Origin of the sequence: Streptomyces himalayensis subsp. himalayensis (genome assembly GCF_013778455.1) — a bacterium.
Classification (GTDB): domain Bacteria; phylum Actinomycetota; class Actinomycetes; order Streptomycetales; family Streptomycetaceae; genus Streptomyces; species Streptomyces himalayensis.
In genome coordinates, this window is record NZ_JACEHE010000055.1 from 15027 (window position 1) to 36783 (window position 21757).

General features: G+C 69.4%; 19 protein-coding genes and 3 pseudogenes. 6 read left to right on the top strand and 16 right to left on the bottom strand.

Features of this window, described 5'->3' with window-relative positions:
• Nucleotides 1–124: 124 nt before the first annotated feature.
• Complete coding sequence (locus H1D24_RS40125; protein WP_181662707.1) at nucleotides 125–5347, bottom strand: type I polyketide synthase; 5223 nt, start codon at nucleotides 5345–5347, stop codon at nucleotides 125–127.
• Between the two features lie 11 nt (nucleotides 5348–5358).
• A complete protein-coding gene (locus H1D24_RS43875) occupies nucleotides 5359–5559 on the bottom strand; it encodes a DUF5988 family protein (RefSeq protein WP_181662708.1) in 201 nt (66 codons plus the stop codon).
• 759 nt (nucleotides 5560–6318) lie between these two features.
• Between H1D24_RS43875 and H1D24_RS40135 the strand changes: the two genes are divergently transcribed.
• Nucleotides 6319–7515, top strand: a complete 1197-nt coding sequence (locus tag H1D24_RS40135; protein WP_181662709.1) for an SMP-30/gluconolactonase/LRE family protein — start codon at nucleotides 6319–6321, stop codon at nucleotides 7513–7515.
• Between the two features lie 624 nt (nucleotides 7516–8139).
• On the opposite strand, the gene H1D24_RS41945 is transcribed toward H1D24_RS40135, so the two are convergent.
• The 9 genes and pseudogenes from H1D24_RS41945 to H1D24_RS40165 all read right to left on the bottom strand — a co-directional run bounded on the left by H1D24_RS41945 (nucleotide 8140) and on the right by H1D24_RS40165 (nucleotide 14382).
• Nucleotides 8140–8265, bottom strand: coding sequence for a DUF5709 domain-containing protein (locus H1D24_RS41945; RefSeq protein WP_374064742.1), 126 nt, complete (start codon nucleotides 8263–8265; stop codon nucleotides 8140–8142).
• Between the two features lie 473 nt (nucleotides 8266–8738).
• Nucleotides 8739–8825: pseudogene (locus H1D24_RS43340) on the bottom strand (HNH endonuclease); the annotation flags it as partial.
• A 158-nt stretch (nucleotides 8826–8983) separates the two neighbouring features.
• A pseudogene (locus tag H1D24_RS43345) lies at nucleotides 8984–9459 on the bottom strand (SDR family oxidoreductase); the annotation flags it as partial.
• Nucleotides 9460–9502: 43 nt separating this feature from the next.
• Nucleotides 9503–9763, bottom strand: a pseudogene (locus tag H1D24_RS44335) (PAS domain S-box protein); the annotation flags it as partial.
• Nucleotides 9764–10383: 620 nt separating this feature from the next.
• Complete coding sequence (locus H1D24_RS40145; RefSeq protein ID WP_181662711.1) at nucleotides 10384–10731, bottom strand: TetR/AcrR family transcriptional regulator; 348 nt, start codon at nucleotides 10729–10731, stop codon at nucleotides 10384–10386.
• Between the two features lie 110 nt (nucleotides 10732–10841).
• Nucleotides 10842–11780 (bottom strand): hypothetical protein, encoded by a 939-nt coding sequence (locus H1D24_RS40150; protein WP_181662712.1) that lies wholly within the window; start codon nucleotides 11778–11780, stop codon nucleotides 10842–10844.
• Complete coding sequence (locus tag H1D24_RS40155; protein WP_181662713.1) at nucleotides 11777–12265, bottom strand: hypothetical protein; 489 nt, start codon at nucleotides 12263–12265, stop codon at nucleotides 11777–11779. The genes H1D24_RS40150 and H1D24_RS40155 overlap by 4 nt, the downstream gene beginning before the upstream one ends.
• A 3-nt stretch (nucleotides 12266–12268) precedes the next feature.
• The gene (locus tag H1D24_RS40160; RefSeq protein ID WP_181662714.1) at nucleotides 12269–13492 is read right to left on the bottom strand and encodes a macrolide family glycosyltransferase; all 1224 of its coding nucleotides are present in this window, start codon (nucleotides 13490–13492) and stop codon (nucleotides 12269–12271) included.
• Nucleotides 13489–14382, bottom strand: coding sequence for a patatin-like phospholipase family protein (locus H1D24_RS40165; protein WP_258564709.1), 894 nt, complete (start codon nucleotides 14380–14382; stop codon nucleotides 13489–13491). Before H1D24_RS40165 ends, H1D24_RS40160 begins: the two co-directional genes overlap by 4 nt.
• Nucleotides 14383–14719: 337 nt before the next feature.
• Here H1D24_RS40165 and H1D24_RS40170 point away from each other — a divergent pair, with 337 nt between their 5' ends.
• A complete protein-coding gene (locus H1D24_RS40170) occupies nucleotides 14720–15244 on the top strand; it encodes a TetR/AcrR family transcriptional regulator (RefSeq protein WP_181662727.1) in 525 nt (174 codons plus the stop codon).
• 15 nt (nucleotides 15245–15259) lie between these two features.
• Here the strand turns inward: H1D24_RS40170 and H1D24_RS40175 are convergent, their stop codons facing one another.
• The 3 genes from H1D24_RS40175 to H1D24_RS40185 form a co-directional block, all read right to left on the bottom strand.
• Entirely contained in the window at nucleotides 15260–15988 is a 729-nt protein-coding gene (locus H1D24_RS40175) for an SDR family oxidoreductase (protein ID WP_181662716.1), read from the bottom strand.
• A 196-nt stretch (nucleotides 15989–16184) separates the two neighbouring features.
• Nucleotides 16185–16622, bottom strand: coding sequence for a cupin domain-containing protein (locus H1D24_RS40180; RefSeq protein WP_181662717.1), 438 nt, complete (start codon nucleotides 16620–16622; stop codon nucleotides 16185–16187).
• Nucleotides 16623–16745: 123 nt separating this feature from the next.
• A complete protein-coding gene (locus H1D24_RS40185) occupies nucleotides 16746–17411 on the bottom strand; it encodes a nitroreductase (RefSeq protein WP_181662718.1) in 666 nt (221 codons plus the stop codon).
• Nucleotides 17412–17561: 150 nt separating this feature from the next.
• Between H1D24_RS40185 and H1D24_RS40190 the strand changes: the two genes are divergently transcribed.
• A complete protein-coding gene (locus tag H1D24_RS40190) occupies nucleotides 17562–18212 on the top strand; it encodes an FMN-dependent NADH-azoreductase (RefSeq protein ID WP_181662719.1) in 651 nt (216 codons plus the stop codon).
• Between the two features lie 434 nt (nucleotides 18213–18646).
• On the opposite strand, the gene H1D24_RS40195 is transcribed toward H1D24_RS40190, so the two are convergent.
• Entirely contained in the window at nucleotides 18647–19132 is a 486-nt protein-coding gene (locus H1D24_RS40195) for a MarR family winged helix-turn-helix transcriptional regulator (protein ID WP_181662720.1), read from the bottom strand.
• Nucleotides 19133–19471: 339 nt separating this feature from the next.
• Nucleotides 19472–19879 carry a RidA family protein gene (locus H1D24_RS40200; protein ID WP_181662721.1) on the bottom strand — a complete coding sequence of 136 codons (408 nt, stop codon included), beginning with the start codon at nucleotides 19877–19879 and terminating at the stop codon, nucleotides 19472–19474.
• Nucleotides 19880–20018: 139 nt separating this feature from the next.
• Here H1D24_RS40200 and H1D24_RS40205 point away from each other — a divergent pair, with 139 nt between their 5' ends.
• The 3 genes from H1D24_RS40205 (at nucleotide 20019) to H1D24_RS40215 (ending at nucleotide 21416) form a co-directional block, all read left to right on the top strand.
• Nucleotides 20019–20399, top strand: a complete 381-nt coding sequence (locus H1D24_RS40205; protein ID WP_181662722.1) for a winged helix-turn-helix transcriptional regulator — start codon at nucleotides 20019–20021, stop codon at nucleotides 20397–20399.
• Nucleotides 20400–20627: 228 nt separating this feature from the next.
• Nucleotides 20628–21188: a hypothetical protein gene (locus H1D24_RS40210; protein ID WP_181662723.1), complete on the top strand. Its 561-nt coding sequence runs from the start codon at nucleotides 20628–20630 to the stop codon at nucleotides 21186–21188.
• A 12-nt stretch (nucleotides 21189–21200) separates the two neighbouring features.
• Entirely contained in the window at nucleotides 21201–21416 is a 216-nt protein-coding gene (locus tag H1D24_RS40215) for a hypothetical protein (protein WP_181662724.1), read from the top strand.
• The last annotated feature ends 341 nt before the right edge of the window (nucleotides 21417–21757 follow it).

The window sequence follows — 21757 nt, forward strand, 5'->3', positions numbered from 1 at the left end:
GGCGTCCAGGGGCCGCGCCCGATGGGCGTGGGAGCCGGGCCCCGATGGTGCGATCGCCGCACATGTCGCCTGCACCATCAGGGTCCGGTGTCCGCCGAGGAGGGACAGTCACGATGCCGTCTCCCTACTCCTTGTGGCCGAGGCCGATGTGTTCAAGGAGCCAGTCGGCGAGGGCGGCCGCGCTGGGTTTGACCCAGATCACGCCGGGTTTCATCTCGGTGCGCAGGGCTCGTTGGAGGCGTTGTTGGAGCTGGATGGCGCCGAGGGAGTCCAGGCCGAGGAGGACCAAGCTGGTGTGCGGGCCGATGTGCCTGGTCGTGCCGCCCAGCAGATCGCGTACGGTGGCGATGATGAAGGACTCCAGGATCTCCCTGCGGTGCGGCAGGCTGTCGGCGCCCACCAGCTGGTCCCGTATCGCGGATCCCTCCTGCGGCCTGCCGACGTCCGCGGTGAGCAGTCCGGTCAGCAGGGTGGAGTCACGCACCCCGGGGTAGGGGGACGTCCATTGGTCGACGTCCAACGGGGAGTAGGCGGTCTGATGGCAGTCGGCGGCCAGGATGCGTTCGAGGGCGTCGATGCCGTCGGCGGGGGTGATGGTGGCGAATCCGCGGTCGCCGAGGTGCTGTCCACGCCCGACCTGGCTCCATGCTCCCCACTGGATGCTGGTTGCGACGAGCCCCCGCTCCCTGCGGTGAGTGGCGAGGGCGTCGAGGAAGGCGTTGGCGGCGGCGTAGGCGCCCTGCCCGGGGGACCCGATCAACGCGGCCACGGAGGAGTAGAGGACGAAGAAGTCCAGCTCCAAGCCCGCGGTGGCATGGTGCAGGGCCCAGGCTCCGTCGGCTTTGCCGCGCCAAACCCGCTCCAGCAGTTCGTGGTCGAGGTTGGCCAGGGTGGCGTCCTCGACGACGCCGGCGGCGTGCAGCACGCCGCGCAGTGCGAGCCCGCCGCGAGTTGCGGCCGCGACCGTCTCGCGAGCGACGGCCGGATCGGCGATGTCCCCTTGAACGACGGAGATGTCGGTGCCCGCCCTGCGCAGTGCGTCCAGGTGAGCCTGCAGGGTGGGTGACGGGGTGCTGCGGCCGTTGGCCACGACGCGTGCGGCGCCGCGCCCCGCGAGCCAGTCGACGGTGAGCAGGCCCAGACCGCCCAGGCCCCCGGTGACCAGATAGGCCGTGCCGGGGCGAACGGGGGTGTCGGGGACAGGGGGGAAGTCGATGGCCGTCGCCGGGCCGGGGACTACGCGGGCGATGTGGCGCCCGTCAGGCCGCAGCCTGATCTCGGTGATCGGCTGGTCGGGGTCGAGGAGTTCGTCCAGTACCTGCTCGTATGGAACGGCCGTGGTGAACTCCAGGTGGCTCGCGGCCAGTTCCGGATGTTCGTACGCGGCGACACGCAGCAACCCGCGCAGTGCTGCCGCACCGGGACTGGTGCCCTCTCGAGCCACCACCCAAAGCCGGGGCGGTCGTTCGAGAGCCGCCAGGTGCTGGATGAGCGTCACCGCGCCAGAGGTCAGCTCATGTGCCGCAGCTGCCATGTCGTCGGCGTTACCGTCCCCGGCGGCGAGGACGACACCGCTGGTTCCGTCCAGTGCATCCGGCTGCCCGAGCGCGGCGGTCAGGGGGCTCAAGCGGCACCCAGCGGTCTGTCGATCCAGCTCCAGGGCGAGATCGGCGGGCCAGGCGCTGTCGTCGGCGGTGAGGACCGTCCACGGGGTGGTGGTGCATCGGCGGCGCGGGGTTGCCGCGGGTAGGGGTTCCCAGCACAGGCGGGTCAGCCGGACCCCGAACCGCTGGACGGGTGGGGTGATATTGCGTACCTGCAGGCCCCGGATCTCGGCGACCACCGTACCGTCGGCGGTGGCCAGGCGGCCCGATGCGGTGCAGCCCAGATCATCGGCCTGGTGCACATCGATGGCGACCAGCCGAGTGTGCGCGGTGGTGCCACACACGGTGACCTCGTCGAACCCGGCGACGACCACGGGGCCCGGGGTGAGTCGGTAATGCGCCAACCAGGCAGCCACCGCGCTCTGCACCACCTGGTCGGCGAGGGCCGGGTGCAGTGTCATGGCCCAGGCCGAGACCCGCGCTGTGTCGTGGATGCGCAACCAGGCCCGGGCCGCGTCCCGGGTGGGGTGGACCCGGATGCGGTCGATGGCCGTGAAGGCCGGGCCATGGTGGACGTTGTGCCGCTCGCGGAAGACCCGGTGCAATTCCGTGGGCTCGCTGTCCTGCCAGTCGTCCAGGCCGAGTTGGTCATGGGTCAGTGCCGGGGACCGGGGGCCGTCACCGCGCGGGAGCACGGTGCCCCGGGCATGGACGGTCACCTCGGTGCCGGACCGGGACAGGATCTCGACACGGGCGGTGCCGTCCGCGCGGACCAGCCGCGTGGTGACCTGTGGTTCCGGGTCCAGGACCAGGGGGTGCAGCACCTCCACCTCCCGGGCGGTGACAGCCGTGGTAGCGAAGACCTGGCCGGCCGCGGCCAGCATCATCTCCACGAATCCCGTGCCGGGCAGCACCGGCACGTCGGCCACCCGGTGGTCACCCAGCCAGGGCAGCCGGTTCGGGCCGACCGGTGTCTGCCACAAGTGGCGCTCCGGGTGCTCAGGATCGTGCACGTGGCCGCCGAGCAGCGGATGCTGCCTGGCACCTGGCAGGCTCGGTGCGACCAGCTGGTAAGGGGGCTGGTCGCCGCCGTGCCGGGTGCGGTGCCAGGCGGTGACCGGCACGTCGACCAGTTCCCCCTGACCGTAGCGGGCATGGAAGTCGATGCCGTCGTAGCCGGCCGTGTGCACAGCAGCGAGGTGGGTCAGGAACGTCTCCTGGTCATCTGTGCCCTGGCGCAGGGTGCCGACCGCGATCACGTCGCGGGTGCTGTCGTGGCGGGCGGTGTCCAGGATCGGGCGGACGGCCAGGGGGTGGGCGGTGCATTCGATGAACAGCCGGTGCCCCGCGGTCAGCGCTGCGGAGACCGCGGCGTGGAAACGTACGGGATCGCGCTGATTGCGCACCCAGTACGCGCCGTCCACCGGGCCCGGTGCCGCGGGGTCGGCGCTGACGGTGGAGTAGAAGGGGATGCGGGGACGGGCCTCGGGGACATCGGCCAGTGCGGTGCGCAGACGGTCCAGGACCGGGTCGACCTGCGAGGAGTGGGAGGCCACCTCGACATCGATCAACCGTGCCACCACTCCTTGACCTTCCCAGCGTTCGACCAGTGCGTTGACCTGGGCGGCGTCGCCGGAGATCACGGTGATCGAGGGGGAGGTGAGCACGCCGAGCGATACCCCGTCCGCCCCCGCCTCTTCGATCGTGGCCGCCACCTCGGCGGCGCCGAGCATGACCGATGCCATCGCACCGCCGGAGATGGTGGCGAGCAGGGCGGAGCGGCGGCAGATCACCTTCACCCCGTCAGCCGGGCTCAGGCCCTCGGCGACCACCATCGCGGCGACCTCGCCCAATGACTGACCGATGACCGCAGACGGCTCAACTCCCCAGGAGCGCCACAGGGCGGCCAGCGCGACCTGGACACCGAAGAGGGCGGGCTGGATGCGTTCCAGCCCCCTGAGGCGCTGCGGATGTTCGATGACCTCGCGCAGGGAGAAACCCGCTTCTGCCTCGATCAGCGGATCAAGTTCATCGATCACCGCGGTGAACACCGGCTCGGCGGCCAGCAACTGCCGGCACATACCGGGACGCTGTGAGCCCTGGCCGGTGAAGACGAAAACCGGCCCCGCATGGCCGGGGGAGAGCCGCGGCACCCCGCTGACCACCCCCTCGACCGGCTCCTGGGCGGCGAAAGCCCGGGCGCGGGCGGCCAGTTCGCGCCGGTCGCGGGCGACGATGCCCAGCCGGTGGTCCGCATGCCCGCGGCGCACCGCGAGGGTATGCGCCACATCCCCCAACACGGCGCCGGCTCCGTCGGCCTCCAGCCAGGCGGCAAGCCGAAAGGCGCCCTCGGTCAGCGCCTGCGGGGAGTGCCCGGACAGCAGGAACAGCCGGCGTCCCGCATCCTCACTGGCCCGCTGCGAACGCGGAGCGCGGTGCCGGGGCACGATGGGTGCCGCTTCCAGGATCACGTGGGCGTTGGTGCCGGTCACCCCGTACGAGCACACCGCCGCGAGCCGCGACGGGCCGGGGACCGGCCACGAGGTCAGCTCCGTCGGGACGAACAACCGCGACTTCTCTTCACGGTTGATCGCCGGGTTCCAGGTGCGGAAGTTCAGATTTTGCGGGATTTGTCCGCGCCGCAGGCATTCGACGCTCTTGATGACCCCGGCGATGCCGGAGACCGGCTCACTGTGCCCGATGTTCGTCTTGATGGAGCCCAGCGCGCACCGGCCCCGGCCTTTGCCGTATATGGCGTTGATGGACGTGTACTCGATGGGATCGCCCACTGCGGTGCCCGGCCCGTGCGCCTCGACCAGCCCGACCTCCCCGGGGTCGATCCCGGCCTGCTCCACGGTCCGGCGGAACAACTGCTGCTGCATCACGGTCGAGGGTGCGGTCAGCCGGCTGGCCTGCCCGTCGTTGTTGACCGAGCTCCCCCGGATCACCGCGAGAACGCGGTCGCCGTCCCGGCGCGCGTCCGCCAGGCGCTTGAGCATCAGCACGCCGGCGCCCTCGCCCCGGACGTAGCCGTCCGCGCGGGAGTCGAAGGCGTGGCAGGCTCCGCGCTGGGACAGCAGTAATGGCGCCTCGTAGAAGTGAGTCTCGGGCGAGAGCATCAACAGCACCGCACCGGCCAGCGCGGCATCGCACTCGCCCAGCGTCAGCGCCCCGCAGGCACTGTCCAAGGCGACCAGCCCGGAGGAGCAGTGCGTACTGACCACCATCACCGGTCCGCGCAAGTCCATCGCGAAGGCCACCCGACCGGCCGCACCAGCTGTGAAGTTCCCGAACAAATATGGGCTGTTCGGCGCGTCCTGAACCGGACGTGCCTCGCGGAACAGGTTGTCCGGTGCATAGGTGCCCATGAACACCCCGGTCCGCGACCCCCGCAGAGCATCCACGGGAATGCCCGCATGCTCCACCGCCTCCCAGGCCACCTCGGCCAGCACCCGGAACTGCGGATCCACCCACCGCTGCTCCGCAGGAGCCACCGAGAAGGCCTCCGGGTCCCACGCCCACACATCCCCCTCGAGGAAGCAGCCCCTCCCGGCCCGCGCCGCCAGGTCAGGGTCATGTAAGGAGGCCAGGCGCGCGGCGTCCCACCGGTTGGCCGGCACCGGCCCGACCGTGGAGCGGCCTTCGGCCACCAGCCGCCACAGTCCGCCCGGACTCTCCACCCCACCCGGGAACCGGCAGCCGATTCCCACAACAGCGATCGGCGTCTCCATGGATGCAGACACGGTCCGGCCCCCTACTCCGCGATCGCCGTGCTGTAGCTGAACCGGAATAACGGCACATCCACCCCAGCCACCCGCACGACGGCTCCCGTCCGCTCGAAGTGGTGATGCCGCCCGTAATAGGCCACCGTCCACCGCTCCGGCACAACCGGAGCGTCGATCTCGCAGACCCGGCCAATCCCCTCAGGGCCGCCCTCAACAGCGATGTTGATCACAGAAATCACTCCCCTACCGCGCCGTGCAGCCTGCTCGCGAAGCACCGACCACGCTGCGCGGAAACGATTCTTCACCGCGGCCCAATGGCCCGGAGCATCAACCTGTTGGACACAGCCAACAACCGCCTCACTTACGCGGAAAGGGTGCGCGCCCGGCAGATGAGGGCAGGTCGTTCACACCCCCAGCCGATCCCTCACACCCCCAGCCCGCCGCACACACCCGGCACGCTCAGAGGCCGTTATCTTTCCGGTCTTGGGACATGATCGAGGAACAGGGGTTCGGGGCGGGGTTCCATTCGGGTAGCCGGAGGGCGGTTGGCGCATGAAGGCAGCGCCTCCAGAACAACTCCGGGTTGTGTACGCCCTATGAGCAACAAAAGGCCCTGGTGTCCCACTCTTGCGTGCCCGCACCCGGCGGCGGCCGAATCGAGAGACCTATCGTCTTGTAATCCGGTACGCCATTGCCTGGCGCCCCAAGATCACGCACTCTTCTTCTCATGCCGCGTCACGACATCGTCCAGCACACCAGCTTCCAGCTGGCGCTGATCGGTGTGCACGCCCACGCGGTGTCCGACATCGACTGTCGCTGAGCCGCAGGCTCGGAGAGGCACCGCCGCCTCCTGTGATCGTCCGAGCCCAGTCCGACACACAGCCCTTCTTCGCATGCCGTCGGTGCGGTCTCGTACGGCTCAGCGCCACCCTTCAGTTGCTCCCTGATGCCTTCCGACGGCACTCCCACCCCGAAAGGCATCCATCCCGATGCGTCATCGACTCTCTCTCATCCTCACCACCAGCCTTGTGATTGTCATGAGCGCAGCAAGAATGGGGGTCGCCTTGTCTCCCGGCGGAACGACGCAGCCCTCCATCCCGAGTTCGCAAGACACGACAGCCGGCGCGGATTTCATCGGAAGCGCCGTCGAACCGCAACCGCTACGCCGAGCGCCGTTGTTCGATCCGCAGGTCTCGACCATGCACGACGACAGCGGAAACACGAAGGCCGTCGGCTATCCAGGCCACCTCGGTTCCGGCACCGAGGTGACGACCGCGGCCGTGAAGCTCGGCATGATGCTGTGGCTTCCCGATGGTCGGCTTACCTCCGGCTATACGGACACGTCGTCCGGCACACCCGTGTACCGGATCGCCGCAGTGGATCCCGAGACCCTGGAGGTGGAGTCCAGCTGGGCCGCTCCCGTAGGCCAGACTCTCAACACCACGTACATGTACCAGAAGGCCAACGGGGAAATCCTGGTCGGTTCTAAGCAGGGACACATATACGTCCTGCAACGCCACGACGAAACGGGCAAGCCCGTGATCACGGTGAAGCGAGACATCGACCTGGCGTCCCAGGGAGTCCTCGGCCAGGGCGAAAAGCTGCTCAACAGCGCCTTCGACGGTCAGGGCAACATCTGGTTCACCACCGGAGGAATCGCGGGAATCGGTGACGACCTGGGAACCACCAGCACGGTGGGATACGTCGACAGCCGCGGCAAGGTGCATGCGCTCCACCTCGATGGGCAGGTGGTGGAGAACGGCATCGCGGTCCACGGCACCACGGCCTATGTCGTGACAGGTCCAGCCGGTCAGGACGACCACGGCGAGGTGACTGGTGCCGGCGGGGATGAACTGCGGCAGGACGGCGACGTAGAAGGCGCCCATCTTCGGGTTGAGGAGGTTGGTGAGCGTTCCCTGCCGCCAACCGCCGGTGAACGAGTCCGCGCCGGTGAGCAGTTCGGTTGCGTTGGGGTCCGGACCTGGCCGCCCGCGGAAGGTGTTGCGGAGCATGCGGGCGCCCATACGCCCCAGGCCCGTTTGCGTCGGCCGACGGCCGACGTCCGCAGCCGGTACCGGCTCCGTGAGCCCCAACAGGGCCACTGGCAAAGGCAATCAGAGCCGCGACCTGGGTGTTCCGCTTGCTTGATCGGCTACACCACGTGGCGGGACACCGTCCCCGCCTGAATTGGAGGACCCCGGCGCCGCGAAGGCGCCGGGGTGCCCGTCCCATCGAGACGGGAGAAACGACACGGGGGGTAAAAGCCGCTTCTCCCGACGAGGCCAGGCCCTGCATCCACGCCGCAGCGGAGGGGGAGTACGCGGCGCGGGTCCCTGCAGCAGGGCCCTTCCCTGCCCCGCGGATTCCTGCCAGGTCCGCCGGGCGCACATCCATCCTGCGCGCCTGCCCCCGCGGCCGAGCACGGCAAAGGTCCTCGACCGCCGGGTCGTTAGTCCCTAAAGGCTGGACCGGATACGGTTGAGCAGCGTGACACAGTGCGCGCGTATGCGCGCCGTGAGTGGCTCGCCGCGCAGGAAGACCTGGCGCCAGCTGGCTGACGCGCGGTCGGCTGGCGGTTGCACGTCGAGGTTGGATGGGGCAGGGCGGCCTTGGTTCTCTCCAGGTCTCCGCGGCTTCGGGCAACACGACTTGTTCCTGCCGCATCAGGGCGCTGAGGCGACGCAGTCTCCAGTTCGGCCGCCAGGTGAGGGCGGGGTCGGGGATCATCTCAATGTCCTGCGCGCAGGACATGTCGCAGGCAGGGTGCCGTCCACGTCGGCTGCCCGTCGCCCGTGGGCCACTGGGTTTGATCAGCGATCTGGTGGTCCGTCGCTTTCGTGCTCGAGTCGTTCGTCCTGAACGATATGGACGGCGGCTTCCTCGGCCGCTGCGGCGCCTGCCTCTGTACTCACGTCCGAGGCGACGGCTTCCGTGATGGTGTCGGTGTGGACTCTTCATCCGGGCGAGGAGATGGCCGGCCTGGTCGGTGCCGGCTCGTGTCGATCGCCCGCCGCCCATCGCAGCCCGAACCGGTCGTCCAGCCGGGGACAGCAGCTGCGCCCGTGACAACGCCCGCAGCGAGCACGCGCAGCCCCGCGCCCTGCACGTCACGCACCAGCACTTGGGGACTATCGGCCCGGGCGTCGAGGTCCTTTGCCGGGCCGGGACGCGGGGGCAGAGGCACAGGATGGATGTGTGACCAGCGGACCTGGCAGGAGTCCGCGGGACACGGAAGGGCCCTGCTGCAGGGACGCGCCGCGCACGTGGCCGGACCGCCTCGAAAAGCACGCCCGCCACGTCCACCGACTGCGTCGACATCGGGGTGAGCCGCAGTGCTGTGATGCACCGGCTGTAGAGGGCCATCGCGACGGTGAGTTCACACTGCACCCAGCGGCAGGTCACCGGCTCCATATGCCCGCGCATAGGTGCACCAGTACGTCTTGGACGGAGGCTGCCACTCGTCCGGCCCCTGGTCGCCCTTGGAACGGTTGGAAGCGCGTGGGTTCGCAGAATCACAGACGGGGCAGCGTTGGAACCGACGCGAGGTTGAGGGTGAGAAACCGTGTTTGAACCCGGGTTGTGATCAGCCGCATCACCCACGACGGCCAGGGCTTGGCTCTCTGCGGTCTGCGCGCCTGAGAGGGCGCGAGCGAGTCAGGAGAGCCAGTCGGTGTAGCGGGTGGGGGCGAGGTGAGCGTCCTTGTCGGTGAGGACGTCACCCTTGACGACGGCGAACATGCCGGCAGTGGGGTCGGTGACGACGGTGCCGTTGTCGCTCTTGCGGGACAGGGTGATCCGGCCCAGTTCATCCAGGGAGAAGATCTCGGGGCCCGCGTTGTTGCGAATGCCATTCAGCGGGGCGCCCGCCGCGACTTCCGCCACCGCGCTGGCCACGTCCTTGGAGGCGATCGGCTGGATCGGCGTGGCGGGCAACCGGGGACCGTGTCGCCGTCGGCGGTCCAGGACGGGACTGCGTCCATGAACTCCATGAACTGCGTCGCTCGGACGATCGAGTAGGGGATCGGCCCGGCCGCGAGGATGGTCTCCTGGAGCACCTCGGCCCGGTAGTAGTCCAGCTCCGGCACCTGGTCCGCGCCGATGATCGAGAGGATGACGAAGTGGCCTGAGCCGCGTCCGGACGCGCCATGAGCAGGAAACCGGCTTTCCCTTCGTCCTGCGACAGGGAACCACGTGCACCTGGGCAGTCAGCAGACGGCCGTCGCGATGCCGGGATCCGCCCTCCGCCCCGGTGAACAGATCGGCGAGCGGTCTGCCGACGATCTCTGGCGCAGTGTGCCCCCAGAGCGCCCGGGCACCTTCGCTCCAGTGGGTGATGCGGCTGTCGGCGTCCGCGACCACGACCGCGGGGGCTGTGTCGAGGACGGTGCCGGACGGCAGCGGATGGCGCTGCCCCGGCGGCTCATGGGACTTCATCGTCGTGTCCTGTCCGGCCTGGCTATGTCAACGATGCTCTGCTGCACAGGCCGACAGCAAGCCGGGCGGTCGCACCGCGTGCCGTGGAGCGCACGGGCCGTCGGCCGGACGCGCGGGTCCGGCCGACGGACGTCGTACAGGAGGCCAGGTCGCCTCCAGCGGCCCCCGAACTGATGTTGATGATGACTGACTCCGGGGCGCTCCGGGTCGATCATGCGGCGTGCCGCCTCGCGGGCGCCGGTGAAGCTGCCCCGGAGATCGAGCTGCAGGAGGCGGTCCCACTGCTCGTCGGTGATGTCCATCAGGGGACTGGAGGGGTCGCCGCCCGCGTTGTTGACCCAGAGTCGAGCGCGCCGAACCGCTCCACAGCGGTGTCGGCCAGGGCGGCCACCGCCCGGGGCCGGTGACGTCGGCGACGGCGGCCAGTGCCGACCCGCCACCCGCCTCCAGGGCGCCGGCCTGAGCCTGGGCGGCCTCCTTGTCGCGGTCGGGCGACGATGACGTTCGCCCCGCCTCGGCGAGCCGCTGGCGGGTTCGGGCCTGGCTGCGTCGTAGGAAGCGTGACCAGTGCAGATGGTGCTCGTTGCTGTGGCAGTGGCGCGTGACGACGATGTGGCCCATCAACCGTTCTTCAGCCCGGCCTCCGCCTCCTCGTTCGTGGGGGAGTCGAAGAGGGTGGACATGTCGATCCGGGAGGAAACGGCATCCTGGAAGAGGCCGTCCTTGTTATTGAAGAAGTGGTGGATCAGCGCCGGGTCCACCTGCGCCTGCTGGGCGATCCCGCGCATCGTGGCGCCCGAATAGCCCTTGGTGTCGAGGAGTTCGAGCGCGGTCGTGAGGATCTGGGTCCGGGTGCTGCTCTGTCCCGGGCGGCGGCCGCCACCCCGTGAGGGCCGCCTCCCGCGGGCCGCGGCAACGGGGCGTGCGGCGGCGTTGTTCGGGCAAGGGCTCCCGACTCCGTTGGTCATTGCCCTCTCCGCGAGTAATTCGGCCGACGACGTCGCGGCCGAGACGCCCGATAGGGTCGATTTCGCGCCAAGCATGCCCGACCCTGCGCTGCGCGCTTTGGCCGAGGCCCTCATGGCAACGGGTCGTCCGTCGCCGCGGTCGCGCCGTGGCGGGCGCGGATGAGCGCGATCACGGTGTCGGTGGTGCGGTCGAGGTAGCTGCGGCCATCGGGCAGCTGGGCCTCCGGGCTGATGTAGCTGCGCGGCCCGAGGTGAGTGGCCGGGTCGAGCCGATGCACGGTGATCTTTCCGGCGCGCTCGGCGCGGTTCCATCCGCTACGGCGGAACAGCCGCCACTGCTGAGGGAAGATCCAGGTGCCGACCCGCTCAATCCGGTCGCTCGCACTGGTGAGTTGATACACATGCTCGGCATGGGTGAGGTCGTTGGCGCCGTTGTGGAATCCACCGAGTGTGATCACTATGAGTGGAGAGCGCAGCTGGGTGTGCAGTTCGTCAACCGCGCCGGTGGCGACCTGGGCGCCGCCGCTGTAGCTGAGCAGCACCACGGGGATACCGCTGTCGGGCTGGTAGCCGGCGAGCCGGAGCTGCGTGGCGATCTGGGAGCCGACGGCCCGGTTGTACAGGGGGCGGTATCGGTGGTCGGCGGCGACGAAGATCTGCATGACGTTGTGCAGGAAGAGCAGCAGCCCGATGTGACGGCGCAGCCACGCCCACACCGGCCGATCGGCGAGCGGGTCGGCCAGCGGCGAGTAGGGCTGCACCTGACCCAGCACCCGCAGCTCCGGCGCTCCGGCGATCACGGCCTTGACCAGCTGGCCGCCGTCCCGGGTGTCGCGGAAGCGGCGTTTGCCGATGCCGTCCAGGTAGACCAGGTAGGCATCCGGGGGGCTGTCAGGGGCCGCACCCCGGGCATAGGGCACGCCCTCCGGGAGCTCGGTGACAGGGGCCCGCCAGCCGGCGCTGTAGGCCAGGACCTCGTAGCGGGCCAGCAGTCCTTCGGCGAGCAGAACCGGCCCCAGCGCGCAGACCCAGAGCAGGACATCGTTCATGCGATCGGCTCCGGTGCCCGCGTCGCACTGATCCTCACGACCAGACGGCGAACGGCCTCTACAGCAACACCAAGACCGGCCCCAGCGACGGCCACGCAACCGGCGGCGCCCCACCAGCCGAGCCCGGTCGCCGCCCCGAGCGGGCCGGCCAGACCGGCCCCGACGCCCACAAGGAGCAGCAGGTGGAGCAGGGGCCCGAGCAACGGGAATGCAAGGACGGCAGCGAGCACCAGCGGGGCGACCAGGCTTGGTGTCCACTCCAACCCGGCGCCTGGCGGTGGAGAGGACAGCACCAGCTCGGACAGGGTCAAGGCGGTCAGCGGCCACAGCGCGAACACAGCACCCTCGACGAGGCCGGCGGGCAGCAGCAACCCGGCCACAAAAGTCCGGGACATGCCGGGCCGGCGCGCTACCAGAGGGACGATGCGCCCGGCGGCCTCCGACAGCCCGGCGAACAGCAGCAGGACAACGACGACGGGTGACATCACTCAGCCTCGCTGTGACGGATCGACGGGAGCCGACTGTCGGACTGAGCCGGCCGCTTGCAGGTACCGCTCGAGTTCGTCGGCGGCGCGCTGATATCCCCCCGCCTTGTGCTGGGCGACCTTCAGGGTGGCCGCGGCTGCCCGGAACCCGGGGTCGTGAAGCAGGCGCCGGGCGAGGGCACGCACGGAGCCGCTGGCGACGTCCTGGGTACGGATCGACAGGCCGGCGCCGAGCTCGACGACCCGCCGGGCGACCATCGGCTGGTCGGCGCCCTGCGGGACCACCAACATCGGTACCCCGGCGTGCATGGCCTCGTTGACGCTGTTCATCCCGCCATGGGTGACGAACAGCGCCGCGCGGGCCAGCACCTCTGGTTGCGGCACGAAGCGGCGGGTGAGCACGTTGGCCGGCAACGGACCCAGTGCGTCGGGATCGGTCTGTCCGGTGGAGACGATCACGGTGCCGCCCAGCGGGGCGAGCTCGGTGGCGAGACTGCGCAGCAGCTGCGGGTCGGCGTTGAACACCGTGCCCAACGAGGCGTACAGCACCAGGTCCTGGAGCCGGTCGGCCGGGAACGACGGGTCGACCGGTCGGGCGCCGATGCTCGGGCCGACGAACCGGTAGGACTGGTCGAAGTCCTCGACGGCGGGCTGGAACTCCCGCGAGGTGTAGACCAGATTGAGCGGCTGGCGGATGTTCCCCAGGTCGAGCAGGGGCAACCCACGCGTGTCGAAGCGGCGGTGCAGCTCCCAGCGCGACCGCAGGTAGCCCTGGAGGCTGCGGGGCCGAGCCGCAGCCGCGGCCAGCAGGTCCCAGGAGCCGCGGGTGGGGCTGGGCACATGCCGGTTGAATGCGAACGTGGTGAACGACGACGCCGCCGGCACCCCGAGTTCGCGAGCGGCGACTGCACCCCACAAACAGGCGTTGTCGTGGACGATCAGGTCGGGCCGGACACGGCGCAGGTCGGTGAGCACGGCGGGCACCAAGCCGACGGCGGTGCGCGCGAGCCCCTCCACCAGCGTGACCGGCGTCGGCGGATCGGGGAGCGGCTGGTCGCCCCCGGGGTAGAGGCACACGGTCGCGCCGGCGGCCTCGATCTCCTCACGGAACGCGGGTGAGGTGTGGTACGTGACGGCGTGGCCGCGCCGGACAAGCTCGGCCACGACCGGCAGCGTCGGGTTGACGCGCCCGTGCATGCCGATGTTGAGGAACGCGATGGTACTCACAGACCGGCCTCCAATATGGAAGGCGCCTCGCCCGGGCCGGCGGATGTCGCCGAAGGGCCGTTGACCCGATACAGGCCCGGCCCGCTGATGCGCAGCCCGTCGAGAAAGCGCCCCGCCGTGAGCGACGCGGTGCTGATCAGCCGCTGGGAATGGCCGAAGTCCCACGGGGCGGGCCAGGCCTCGATGCCGGTGGGGAGCACGACGGTCGGGATGTGCTGGGACACCTCGTGCGGGTCACGCTCGATCTGATGGTGCAGCAGCAACAGCCCGGCCCTGGCGGCGATCGCACCGGCACGTCGGCGCGGGACGACGGGGCTCAACGCCGAGCTCTCCGGCCCGGTCGACAGCACCACCACGCTGGCGGCCCCGGCCTGCTGGGCCGCCAGTACCGGGACATAGGCGATGACCCCGCCGTCGACGAGCGTCCGGCCCTCACGATCTACCGGGGGCAGGATCCCGGGAATGGCTGTGCTTGCCAGCAGCGCGGACTCGAGGTCTCCGTGGTCGAGCAGCGCCGGAGCGCCGGTGACCAGGTCCATGGCCACCGCCGTGAACGGGACCGCCAGCTGCTCGATCCGCGACGGCAGCCCGGCCCGGGTGATCAGTCGACGCAGGCCGCGATCGGTGAAGACGCTGGCACGTGAGGACAGGTAGCCGAGCGGATACACCTCACGGCGATGCAACTGGCTCCACACGTTGTCCAGCCACGGCGCGGCCCTGTCGGGGTGGGCGGCCGCGATGGCCCCGTTGAGGGCACCCACCGAGGTTCCGATGATCATGTCCGGGACGAATCCGCGCTGCTCCAGCGCGTACCCGACACCGACATGTGCCGCTCCGAACACGCCACCGGCGCCCACCACCGCGGCCACGGGACGGGGAAGGGCGCGCAAGCCCGCCGATGCCGGGTCCTCGGGCGGCCGGCTCGATGACTGGGGACGCGTCCCCTTGTCGCGCGTCTCATCGCCACGACCACTCGCCGAGTCGCCCCCGCTGAAGCCAATGCGTGCCCATGAGACTGGCCCACGACCGGTACCCCTCATGATGATCAGCCTTTCTCGCCACGGCACTGAATCGGATTGATTTCGCAGCTAGGATCGGGCGGCCACCCGATCTGTGACACCGCCAGCCAGCCGAGCACGGTAAGCGCATGGCGTCTCAGGCGCGCAGACCGCAGAGAGCCAAGCCCTGGCTCGCCGTGGGTGATGACAAGGAACTCCGGGGGAGTGGATCGCCCGGACGTTCCTCTCTTTCTGGGAGGACGAGTCGACCCGCCCCGCGCTGGTCGCCGTCTACCGGACCAGCCTGTCGGACGAGGCGACCGCCAAGGGGTTCCGCGACCAGATCGAGGCGGCCTTCGCGTCGTGCCTGGGCCGGATCGCCCCCGAGGAGACCGAGCGGACACCGGCGTTCACGTTCCTGGTGTCCGCGCAACTGGCCGGCCTGGTCATGCTGGTCTACGTCCTCGCGGTGGAGCCGCTGGCCTCACTCGACTTCGAGGAACTGATGGAGTGGCTCGTCCCCGCCATCGAGGTCCACTTCGACCGGCTGCCCCAGGAGCAGATGGCGGGGGCGCCCTCGGGACAGGCCACCGCCGAGGCCCCGGTTCGTACCCCGCCTGCGCTGTTCCTCCCGGCGCTTCGGCCGCCCGGACCCACGCCAGGCGCCATCCGAAGACGTGTTGAGGTACCACGAGGTGCTCCCTGTTCTGGGCCGCCCGCTGTGGGCGGGCGGCCCAAGACGGATGGCTTCTGAGAGGGCGCGAGCGGGTCAGGAGAGCCAGTCGGTGTAGCGGGTGGGGGCAAGGTGAGCGTCCTTGTCGGTGAGGACGTCACCCTTGACGACGGCGAACATGCCGGCGGTGGGGTCGGTGACGACGGTGCGGTTGTCGCCCTTGTGGGACAGGGTGATCCGACCGAGTTCGTCGAGAGTGAAGACGTCGGGCCCGCCGATGTTGAGGGTGCCGTTCAGTGGGGTGCCGGCAGCGACTTCGGCGACGGCGTCGGCGACGTCCTGCGCGGCGATCGGCTGGATCGGAGTAGCAGGCAGGCGGACGGTGTCGCCCTCGGTGGTCCAGGACAGGACGGCGTCGATGAACTCCATGAACTGGGTGGCACGGACGATCGAGTAGGGGATCGGCCCGGCCTTGAGGATGTCTTCCTGGAGGACCTTGGCCCGGTAGTAGTCGAGCTCGGGCACCTGTTCCGCGCCGACGATCGACAGGATGACGACGTGCCCCACCCCGCCCTGCTGGCCGGCGGCCAGAAGGTTGTCCATCGAGGTCTGGAAGAACGCCGGAGAGGCGTCGTCGAAGGTCGGGGAGTTCGTCAGGTTGACGACGACGTCGGCACCGGCCACGGCCTCCTCCAGGCCCTTGCCGGTGATCACGTCGACCCCTGTGGACTGCGAGTGCGGCACGGCCTCGTGGCCGGCCGCGTTCAGGTTCTTCACGACCTTCGATCCGATCAGGCCGGTACCGCCGATAACTGCGATCTTCATGGTCACCTTTCGTCGTGCACCACCGTGGGACTCTCTGGAGCCTCGATGGCGCACTGAGGAGGGAAAGGGGTCGGCAGCGAATCCGAAGAGGAGTCGGCACCCGTTCTTCATTTCATATTTCGGCAATAGTCGAAGATTTCTTCTTGACCGTGACGTGGGCCAGCCCGCGGTCCGCGGGCGGACGGCACCGCCGCGGTCAGGCAGGGCGCGGAGCCCGCCGGTCCTTGCGCTGGGCCAGCTCCTCGTCGTCGACCAGGGTCAGCATGGGCTGACCCGGCGCGCACATCATCGTCACGAGGAAACGGCTCCAGGAATCCGTTCGGTTGTTCCCGTCCTGATAGTGGATGACGTCGCCGCCCGGCTCCCAGAACGTCTCTCCGGCCTTGACCACGCGCTCCGGCTCACCTTCGAGCTCAAAGAGCATCTCCCCCTCGAGCATGTATCCGAATGCGGGACCGGAGTGCCGGTGCGGAGGGGTGCCCGGGTCGCCCGGGGGAAATTCGATGAGGACGGTCATCACCTCGGCCCCCTCTGGGATGGACGGCGGCTGTGCCGTCTGCAGCAGGGTCAGCGCCGTCTTCCACGCTTCGGACCGTGGTCCCTGCTCTGCGCTCGTCGGCTCATTGCTCGACATGGTGAAGCCTCCATGGGTGCGTAGCGGTCTACGGAGCCGCCCGGACCGGACAGCGCGGATCGGTCACCTCCGGCGGATGTGCCGGCTTTCCAGCTGCGGAGCTTGTCGGGGGTTGACTACTAGCTAACCCTCGACGAACGTGACTGTCTCTTCGAGCGGCGCCCGGGCCGTACGGCTGTAATCCACCGTGACGTCCTCGAACCCGATCGACATGCCGCAGAAGAGGATGAGCTCGTCGGGGGGTGACAGGACCTCCGCGACGGTCTTGCGATACTTCGCCCATGCCATCTGCGGGCAGCTGTGCAGCCCTTCGGCGCGGAGCAGCAGCATGACGGTCTGCAGATACATGCCGACGTCGGCCCATTGGGCCGGGCCCATGTCGCGGTCGATATAGCAGAACAGGGCGGCGGGCGCCCCGAAGCAGTCCCAGTTCGCGGAAGAGGCCCTCTGGCGCGCCTCTATGTCCCCGCGCGGGATACCGAGTGCGCCGTAGCGCTGCTCGCCGAAGGCGGATCGGCGCTCGCAGTACGGGAACTTCAGTGCGGGCGGGTACTGCTCGTACTCCGGCTCGTCCCAGGGGTCGCCTGCGGCCAGGCGCTCCCCGGCGAGCTTCTTGACCTCGGCCAGCGGCGCGCCGGTCAGCACGTAGGCGTGCCACGGCTGGATGTTCGATGCGGACGGCGACCAGGCCGCGGCGGACAGCACGCGCTCCAGCACCTCCCTGGGGACAGGTCGGTCGGTGAATCCGCGCACTGCCCGTCGGCTCGTGACGGCCTCATACACGTCCATGATCGCCTGCCTCTCTATCTGCTCAACGCGCCTCCTATCATTACACTCGCGACGGTATCATTCAATACCATCTTGTGTTTAACTATCGCCGAGTACGAATCCTCAGCCCTTGGCTCCCCGCCTCGGTCCCCGCTTCTTTGGAGAAAGTCCATGGCCACGCTGCTGCACATCGACTCGTCCGTGCTCCCCGGCGAGGCGTCCTCGTCCCGTTCGGTCGCGGCCGCCTTCCGCAAGGCCTGGGAGGAGCAGCACCCGGAGGGCACGGTGATCTACCGCGACCTCGCCGCCAACCCCGTCCCGCACATCACCGCCGCGGCCTGGTCCGCCGGGTACACCGTCCCGTCCGAGCGCACCCCGGAGCATGCCACCGCGTTCGCCGAGCGCGTGAAGCTCATCGAGGAACTGGAGCAGGCGGACGCCGTCCTGATCGGCGCCCCCATGCACAACTTCTCGATCCCCTCGACCCTCAAGGCGTGGCTGGACAACGTGCTCCTGCTCGGCCGCACCGCGGGCGAGAACCCCTCCGCCCAGGGCACCCCGGTCACCGTCATCGCCAGCCGAGGCGGCTCCTACGCGCCGGGCACGCCGCGCGAGGGCTTCGAGTTCGTGCAGAACTACCTGGAGGCCGTCCTGAAGCGCACGCTCGGCCTGGATCTCGACTTCATCGTCCCGGAACTCACCATGGCCCCCCGCAACCCGGCCATGTCCGAACTGGTCCCCCTCTACGAGGCCTCTCGCGAGCGCGCCTTCGAGGACGCGACCACCAAGGCCAAGGAACTCGCGGAGCGCCTAGCCGCGTAACCGCCGGGCCGTAGACGCCGTGTGACGTCTCGACCCAGGACGTCACACGGCGTCCTCGTAGCCTGCGCCCTCTCCGGCGGTGACGGTGGTGCTCTGTCCCTGGGGGCCGGTGGCCCGGCGCTGGTGGCGGCCAGGGCGTTCGGCCTGCCGACGGGCAGCGCATCGACACGACGGCGATGCGGTCGACAGTGAAGAGCACACCGCCGGCCAGGTATGCGGCGCGGTAGCCGTGCGGACGGCTCGGTCCCCGTCGACGACGAAGCCCTGGCCGCAGCCCGCAGCCCGCAGCCCGCAGCCCGCAGCCCGCAGCCCGCAGCCCGCAGCCAGGGCCGGCGCGTAGCGACGATGGCCGCAGCTTTCAAGGCAGGGTTCGCCGCGTAAGCCGCATGAGACGAAGCGCGCCCACGCGGCAGGCAACCGGTGCGCGGGCGCGCTTACGCCTCACCGCCTGCGGGATGGGCAAGCCGGGTCAGCAGATCCGTCAGCTGCTCGGGCTCGCCGGGCCCCAGTTCGGCAACCAGACGCTCAGCCAGCGGCTCCGCCGCCACATGAGCTGCATCGAAAAGCTCGATGCCCTGAGGCGTGATCTCCACTGCCCGCACCCGCCGGTCCCCCGGAACGGTCCTGCGTACGGCCAGCCCCTTACGCTCCAGGTCGTCCACGACCCGCATGATTCCCGCCTTGTCCGTCCCCGTCGCCGCCGCCAAGTCCCGCTGCACCGTGGGCCCGCGGTTGACCAGCACGATCAGCACGGCGAAATGCCGCAGCTCGATGCCCAGCGGCCGGAGCGCCTCCGTCATCACCGCGGCCGCGTGCCAGTGCGCCCGGCGCAGCAGCAAGCCGAGAGCGAAAGGCGATTCATCCCCGGGGCGGTCGGTCGCACGCGAGGCGGTGGCTCTGTGTGAAACGTCGGCGGTCATGAAGCCACATTACAGCCATCCATTCACTCGATACGGTATCGTTTGAAACTAAATGCGGCTACGTCTGCTGCGGCCCTGTTGCCTCGCGCCGGAAGGACCTGGTCAAGACCGCGGGGGCGCGGCAGAGGTGTGCTTCCGGATCGCCAAGGACGAGTGCGGCCTGGACCACTGCCAGGCGAGGCGGGAAGCCGACGAAATGAGGCTCCCGAGGTGACGGAATGCGCCGAGCGGGGTCAGCTGGCCGTACGGCCGCCGCGTGATGTGACTGAGGACGGACGCTAGTTGGCATCGAGCGCCGTAATTGGCCACGTCGGCGCTCAGTGAGCGAAGGGCATCTTTTCAGTCGAGGATCGCGGTGGCTTCGATCTCGACCAGGTGGTCGGGGACGTCCAGTGCCGCAACGCCTATCAGCGTGGTGGGCGGGGCCGGGGTGACCCCCAGCTTCGCGGCTGCCCGGGAGATCCCTTCCAGGAGCGGCGGCATCTTGTCGGGGGTCCAGTCGACGACGTAGAAGGTCAGCTTCGCCACGTCGTCGAAGGAGCCACCGACCTCGGCCAGGGCGGTGCCGACGTTGAGATAGCTTTGCTCGACCTGGGCGGCGAGGTCGCCTTCGCCGATCGTGACTCCCTCGGCGTCCCAGGCGACCTGCCCGGCGATGAAGACCAGCCTCGACCCGGATGCGATCGACACCTGCCGGTAGACGTCGATCTTGGGCAATCCGCTGGGGTTCACAAAGGTGATGGCCATGGTGCCTGTCTCCTCGTCCTGAGCGCCTGTGGGCTCGCGTCCCGACCGAGACGCTCTTGGTCTCTTGTGGTTACTCAGGAACTGTAAGAGAGTGGTCGCTGACGTGGAAGAACGCACTTTTCAGTGACTGGAGAACCTTATGGTGACCACGCAGTTCACAGGCTCGCCCGAGGATGCAGACCTGGCGCGTGCGGACTCCTTGGCGCGGGAGATCTTCTCCGACGTCGCCAACAAGTGGGCGTTCCTCATCGTCGAGGGTCTCGGTGATCGCACCCTGCGCTTCAGTGAGCTGCGGAACGAGATCGAGGGCATCAGCCACAAGATGCTCACCCAGAACCTGCGCATGCTGGAGCGCAACGGCCTGGTCGAGCGCACCGTGCATCCCACTGTCCCACCGCGGGTCGAGTACACCCTCACTGAGCCGGGCCAGGCTCTGCGAGCGACAGTCGACGGGATGTGCGGCTGGACCCGCCGGTACCTCGGTCACATCGAGGCCGCCCGCCGTCACTTCGACGCCTGACTTCTGCGGCCAACTTGGATGCTCAGAGCGGCCAACTAGCGTGCCCAGTCACACGAGTGTGACTGGGCGCCGTAGATGGCCCGTGAGCGTTCCAATTGGCCCGGGTGAGCGCTGGAGGTGGCCTGCAGAGCGTTGGCCCGTTGCGGTGCTGGCACCCCAGGCGCTCGAACGCGCCCGCCTCCTGCGAGCATGTCGCCTTTACGGACGGCTTACAGGAGAGGTGGAGCCGTGGGGACGTTGGTGGAAGAGGCCGTCACGCAGACACTGCGCGGCGGGGACGGAGAGGCGGTCCGTCTGTACGTAGCCGCCTGCGCCGAACGCATGGCGCCACTGTTTGTGGGACTGCGGGTTGGCGTAGCAGGCAGGGAAGCGGACGTGGATTTCTACGTGGAGTCCGTACGTGACCTCTGGCATGCCGACCGCCCGCTCTCCGACGCTGCGGAGCGCGTACGTGTGCTGGAGCGGTTCCCCGAGCTGCAGCCGGGCGACGAGGAGGTCACCGACGTCGCCGGCACCTACACCTTCTTCGCCGCCCTCGTCCTGCGTTACGCCCTGCTGGCCAACGGCTCCGGGAGCGCCGATGAGGCGGTGTCCTGCGGCCATGCAGCGCTTACCGCGATGGGGATGCTGGACCAGAACGTGGTCGGCGGCGGCTTCCGTGCACAGGAGCATGGGCTCCAGTGGTTCTCGGTGTCCGGTGACACCGCGGGGCTGTGGGAAGCGAGTATTGAGGCGGGGCGGGAACGGTTCCGCACCGTATGTGGCCCTACCGCCGGCAGGTCGGGCTGAGGGAGCCGCCGCGTGAGCCCCAAGCGCGGCGACCGCGCAGCCCCGCCGCCCGGCGATGACGAGTGGGACATCCGCTTCGCCGACGCGGAGGCCGCCAAGGGCGGGGAGCAGTTATCCGCCCAGGCCGCGGGCAACACCCGCGCGCCGCCTGGTACCTCATGCGGACGGACAACGGCGCCGGCCACCCGGACCGAGCGCCACCACCGCACGAGCAGTATCCCTCTCTGAAAGGGGTGAAGGTCCGGGCGGTGGTCAGCTGCAGCGCAGGCGGGGCGATCCTGGGCAGCGAGGTCCACCGCTTTGCGGGGCGGTCGCTGCAGGGCGCGGCGGACCTGCTGCTCGAGCAGATCCATGTGGCTTTTGTCCACGAGATTGGCAGCAGTTGTTCAACACTTCCGACAGCACCCAGCCCTGTCGCCGTTCGATTTCGTATGGGCAGGGCCACCAGGAACAGCCAGGCGGAGGGGACCGCGCGGCGAGAAAGGCCATGGTTCGGCGCGGGTGTCGGAGGATAACGTCAGACGATGCGGATCTTGCTCTCCGATACTCCGGGCCGGTGCCTGCCGTGT

Bases quoted from the DNA above. Each gene is read 5' to 3' on its own strand.
- H1D24_RS40180 (WP_181662717.1), bottom strand. From the start codon at position 16,622: ATGTCGAGCAATGAGCCGACGAGCGCAGAGCAGGGACCACGGTCCGAA.
- H1D24_RS40195 (WP_181662720.1), bottom strand. From the start codon at position 19,132: ATGACCGCCGACGTTTCACACAGAGCCACCGCCTCGCGTGCGACCGAC.
- H1D24_RS40155 (WP_181662713.1), bottom strand. From the start codon at position 12,265: ATGTCACCCGTCGTCGTTGTCCTGCTGCTGTTCGCCGGGCTGTCGGAG.
- H1D24_RS40190 (WP_181662719.1), top strand. From the start codon at position 17,562: ATGGCCACGCTGCTGCACATCGACTCGTCCGTGCTCCCCGGCGAGGCG.
- H1D24_RS40205 (WP_181662722.1), top strand. From the start codon at position 20,019: ATGGTGACCACGCAGTTCACAGGCTCGCCCGAGGATGCAGACCTGGCG.
- H1D24_RS40200 (WP_181662721.1), bottom strand. From the start codon at position 19,879: ATGGCCATCACCTTTGTGAACCCCAGCGGATTGCCCAAGATCGACGTC.
- H1D24_RS40135 (WP_181662709.1), top strand. From the start codon at position 6,319: ATGCGTCATCGACTCTCTCTCATCCTCACCACCAGCCTTGTGATTGTC.
- H1D24_RS40185 (WP_181662718.1), bottom strand. From the start codon at position 17,411: ATGGACGTGTATGAGGCCGTCACGAGCCGACGGGCAGTGCGCGGATTC.
- H1D24_RS40150 (WP_181662712.1), bottom strand. From the start codon at position 11,780: ATGAACGATGTCCTGCTCTGGGTCTGCGCGCTGGGGCCGGTTCTGCTC.
- H1D24_RS40145 (WP_181662711.1), bottom strand. From the start codon at position 10,731: ATGACCAACGGAGTCGGGAGCCCTTGCCCGAACAACGCCGCCGCACGC.
- H1D24_RS40175 (WP_181662716.1), bottom strand. From the start codon at position 15,988: ATGAAGATCGCAGTTATCGGCGGTACCGGCCTGATCGGATCGAAGGTC.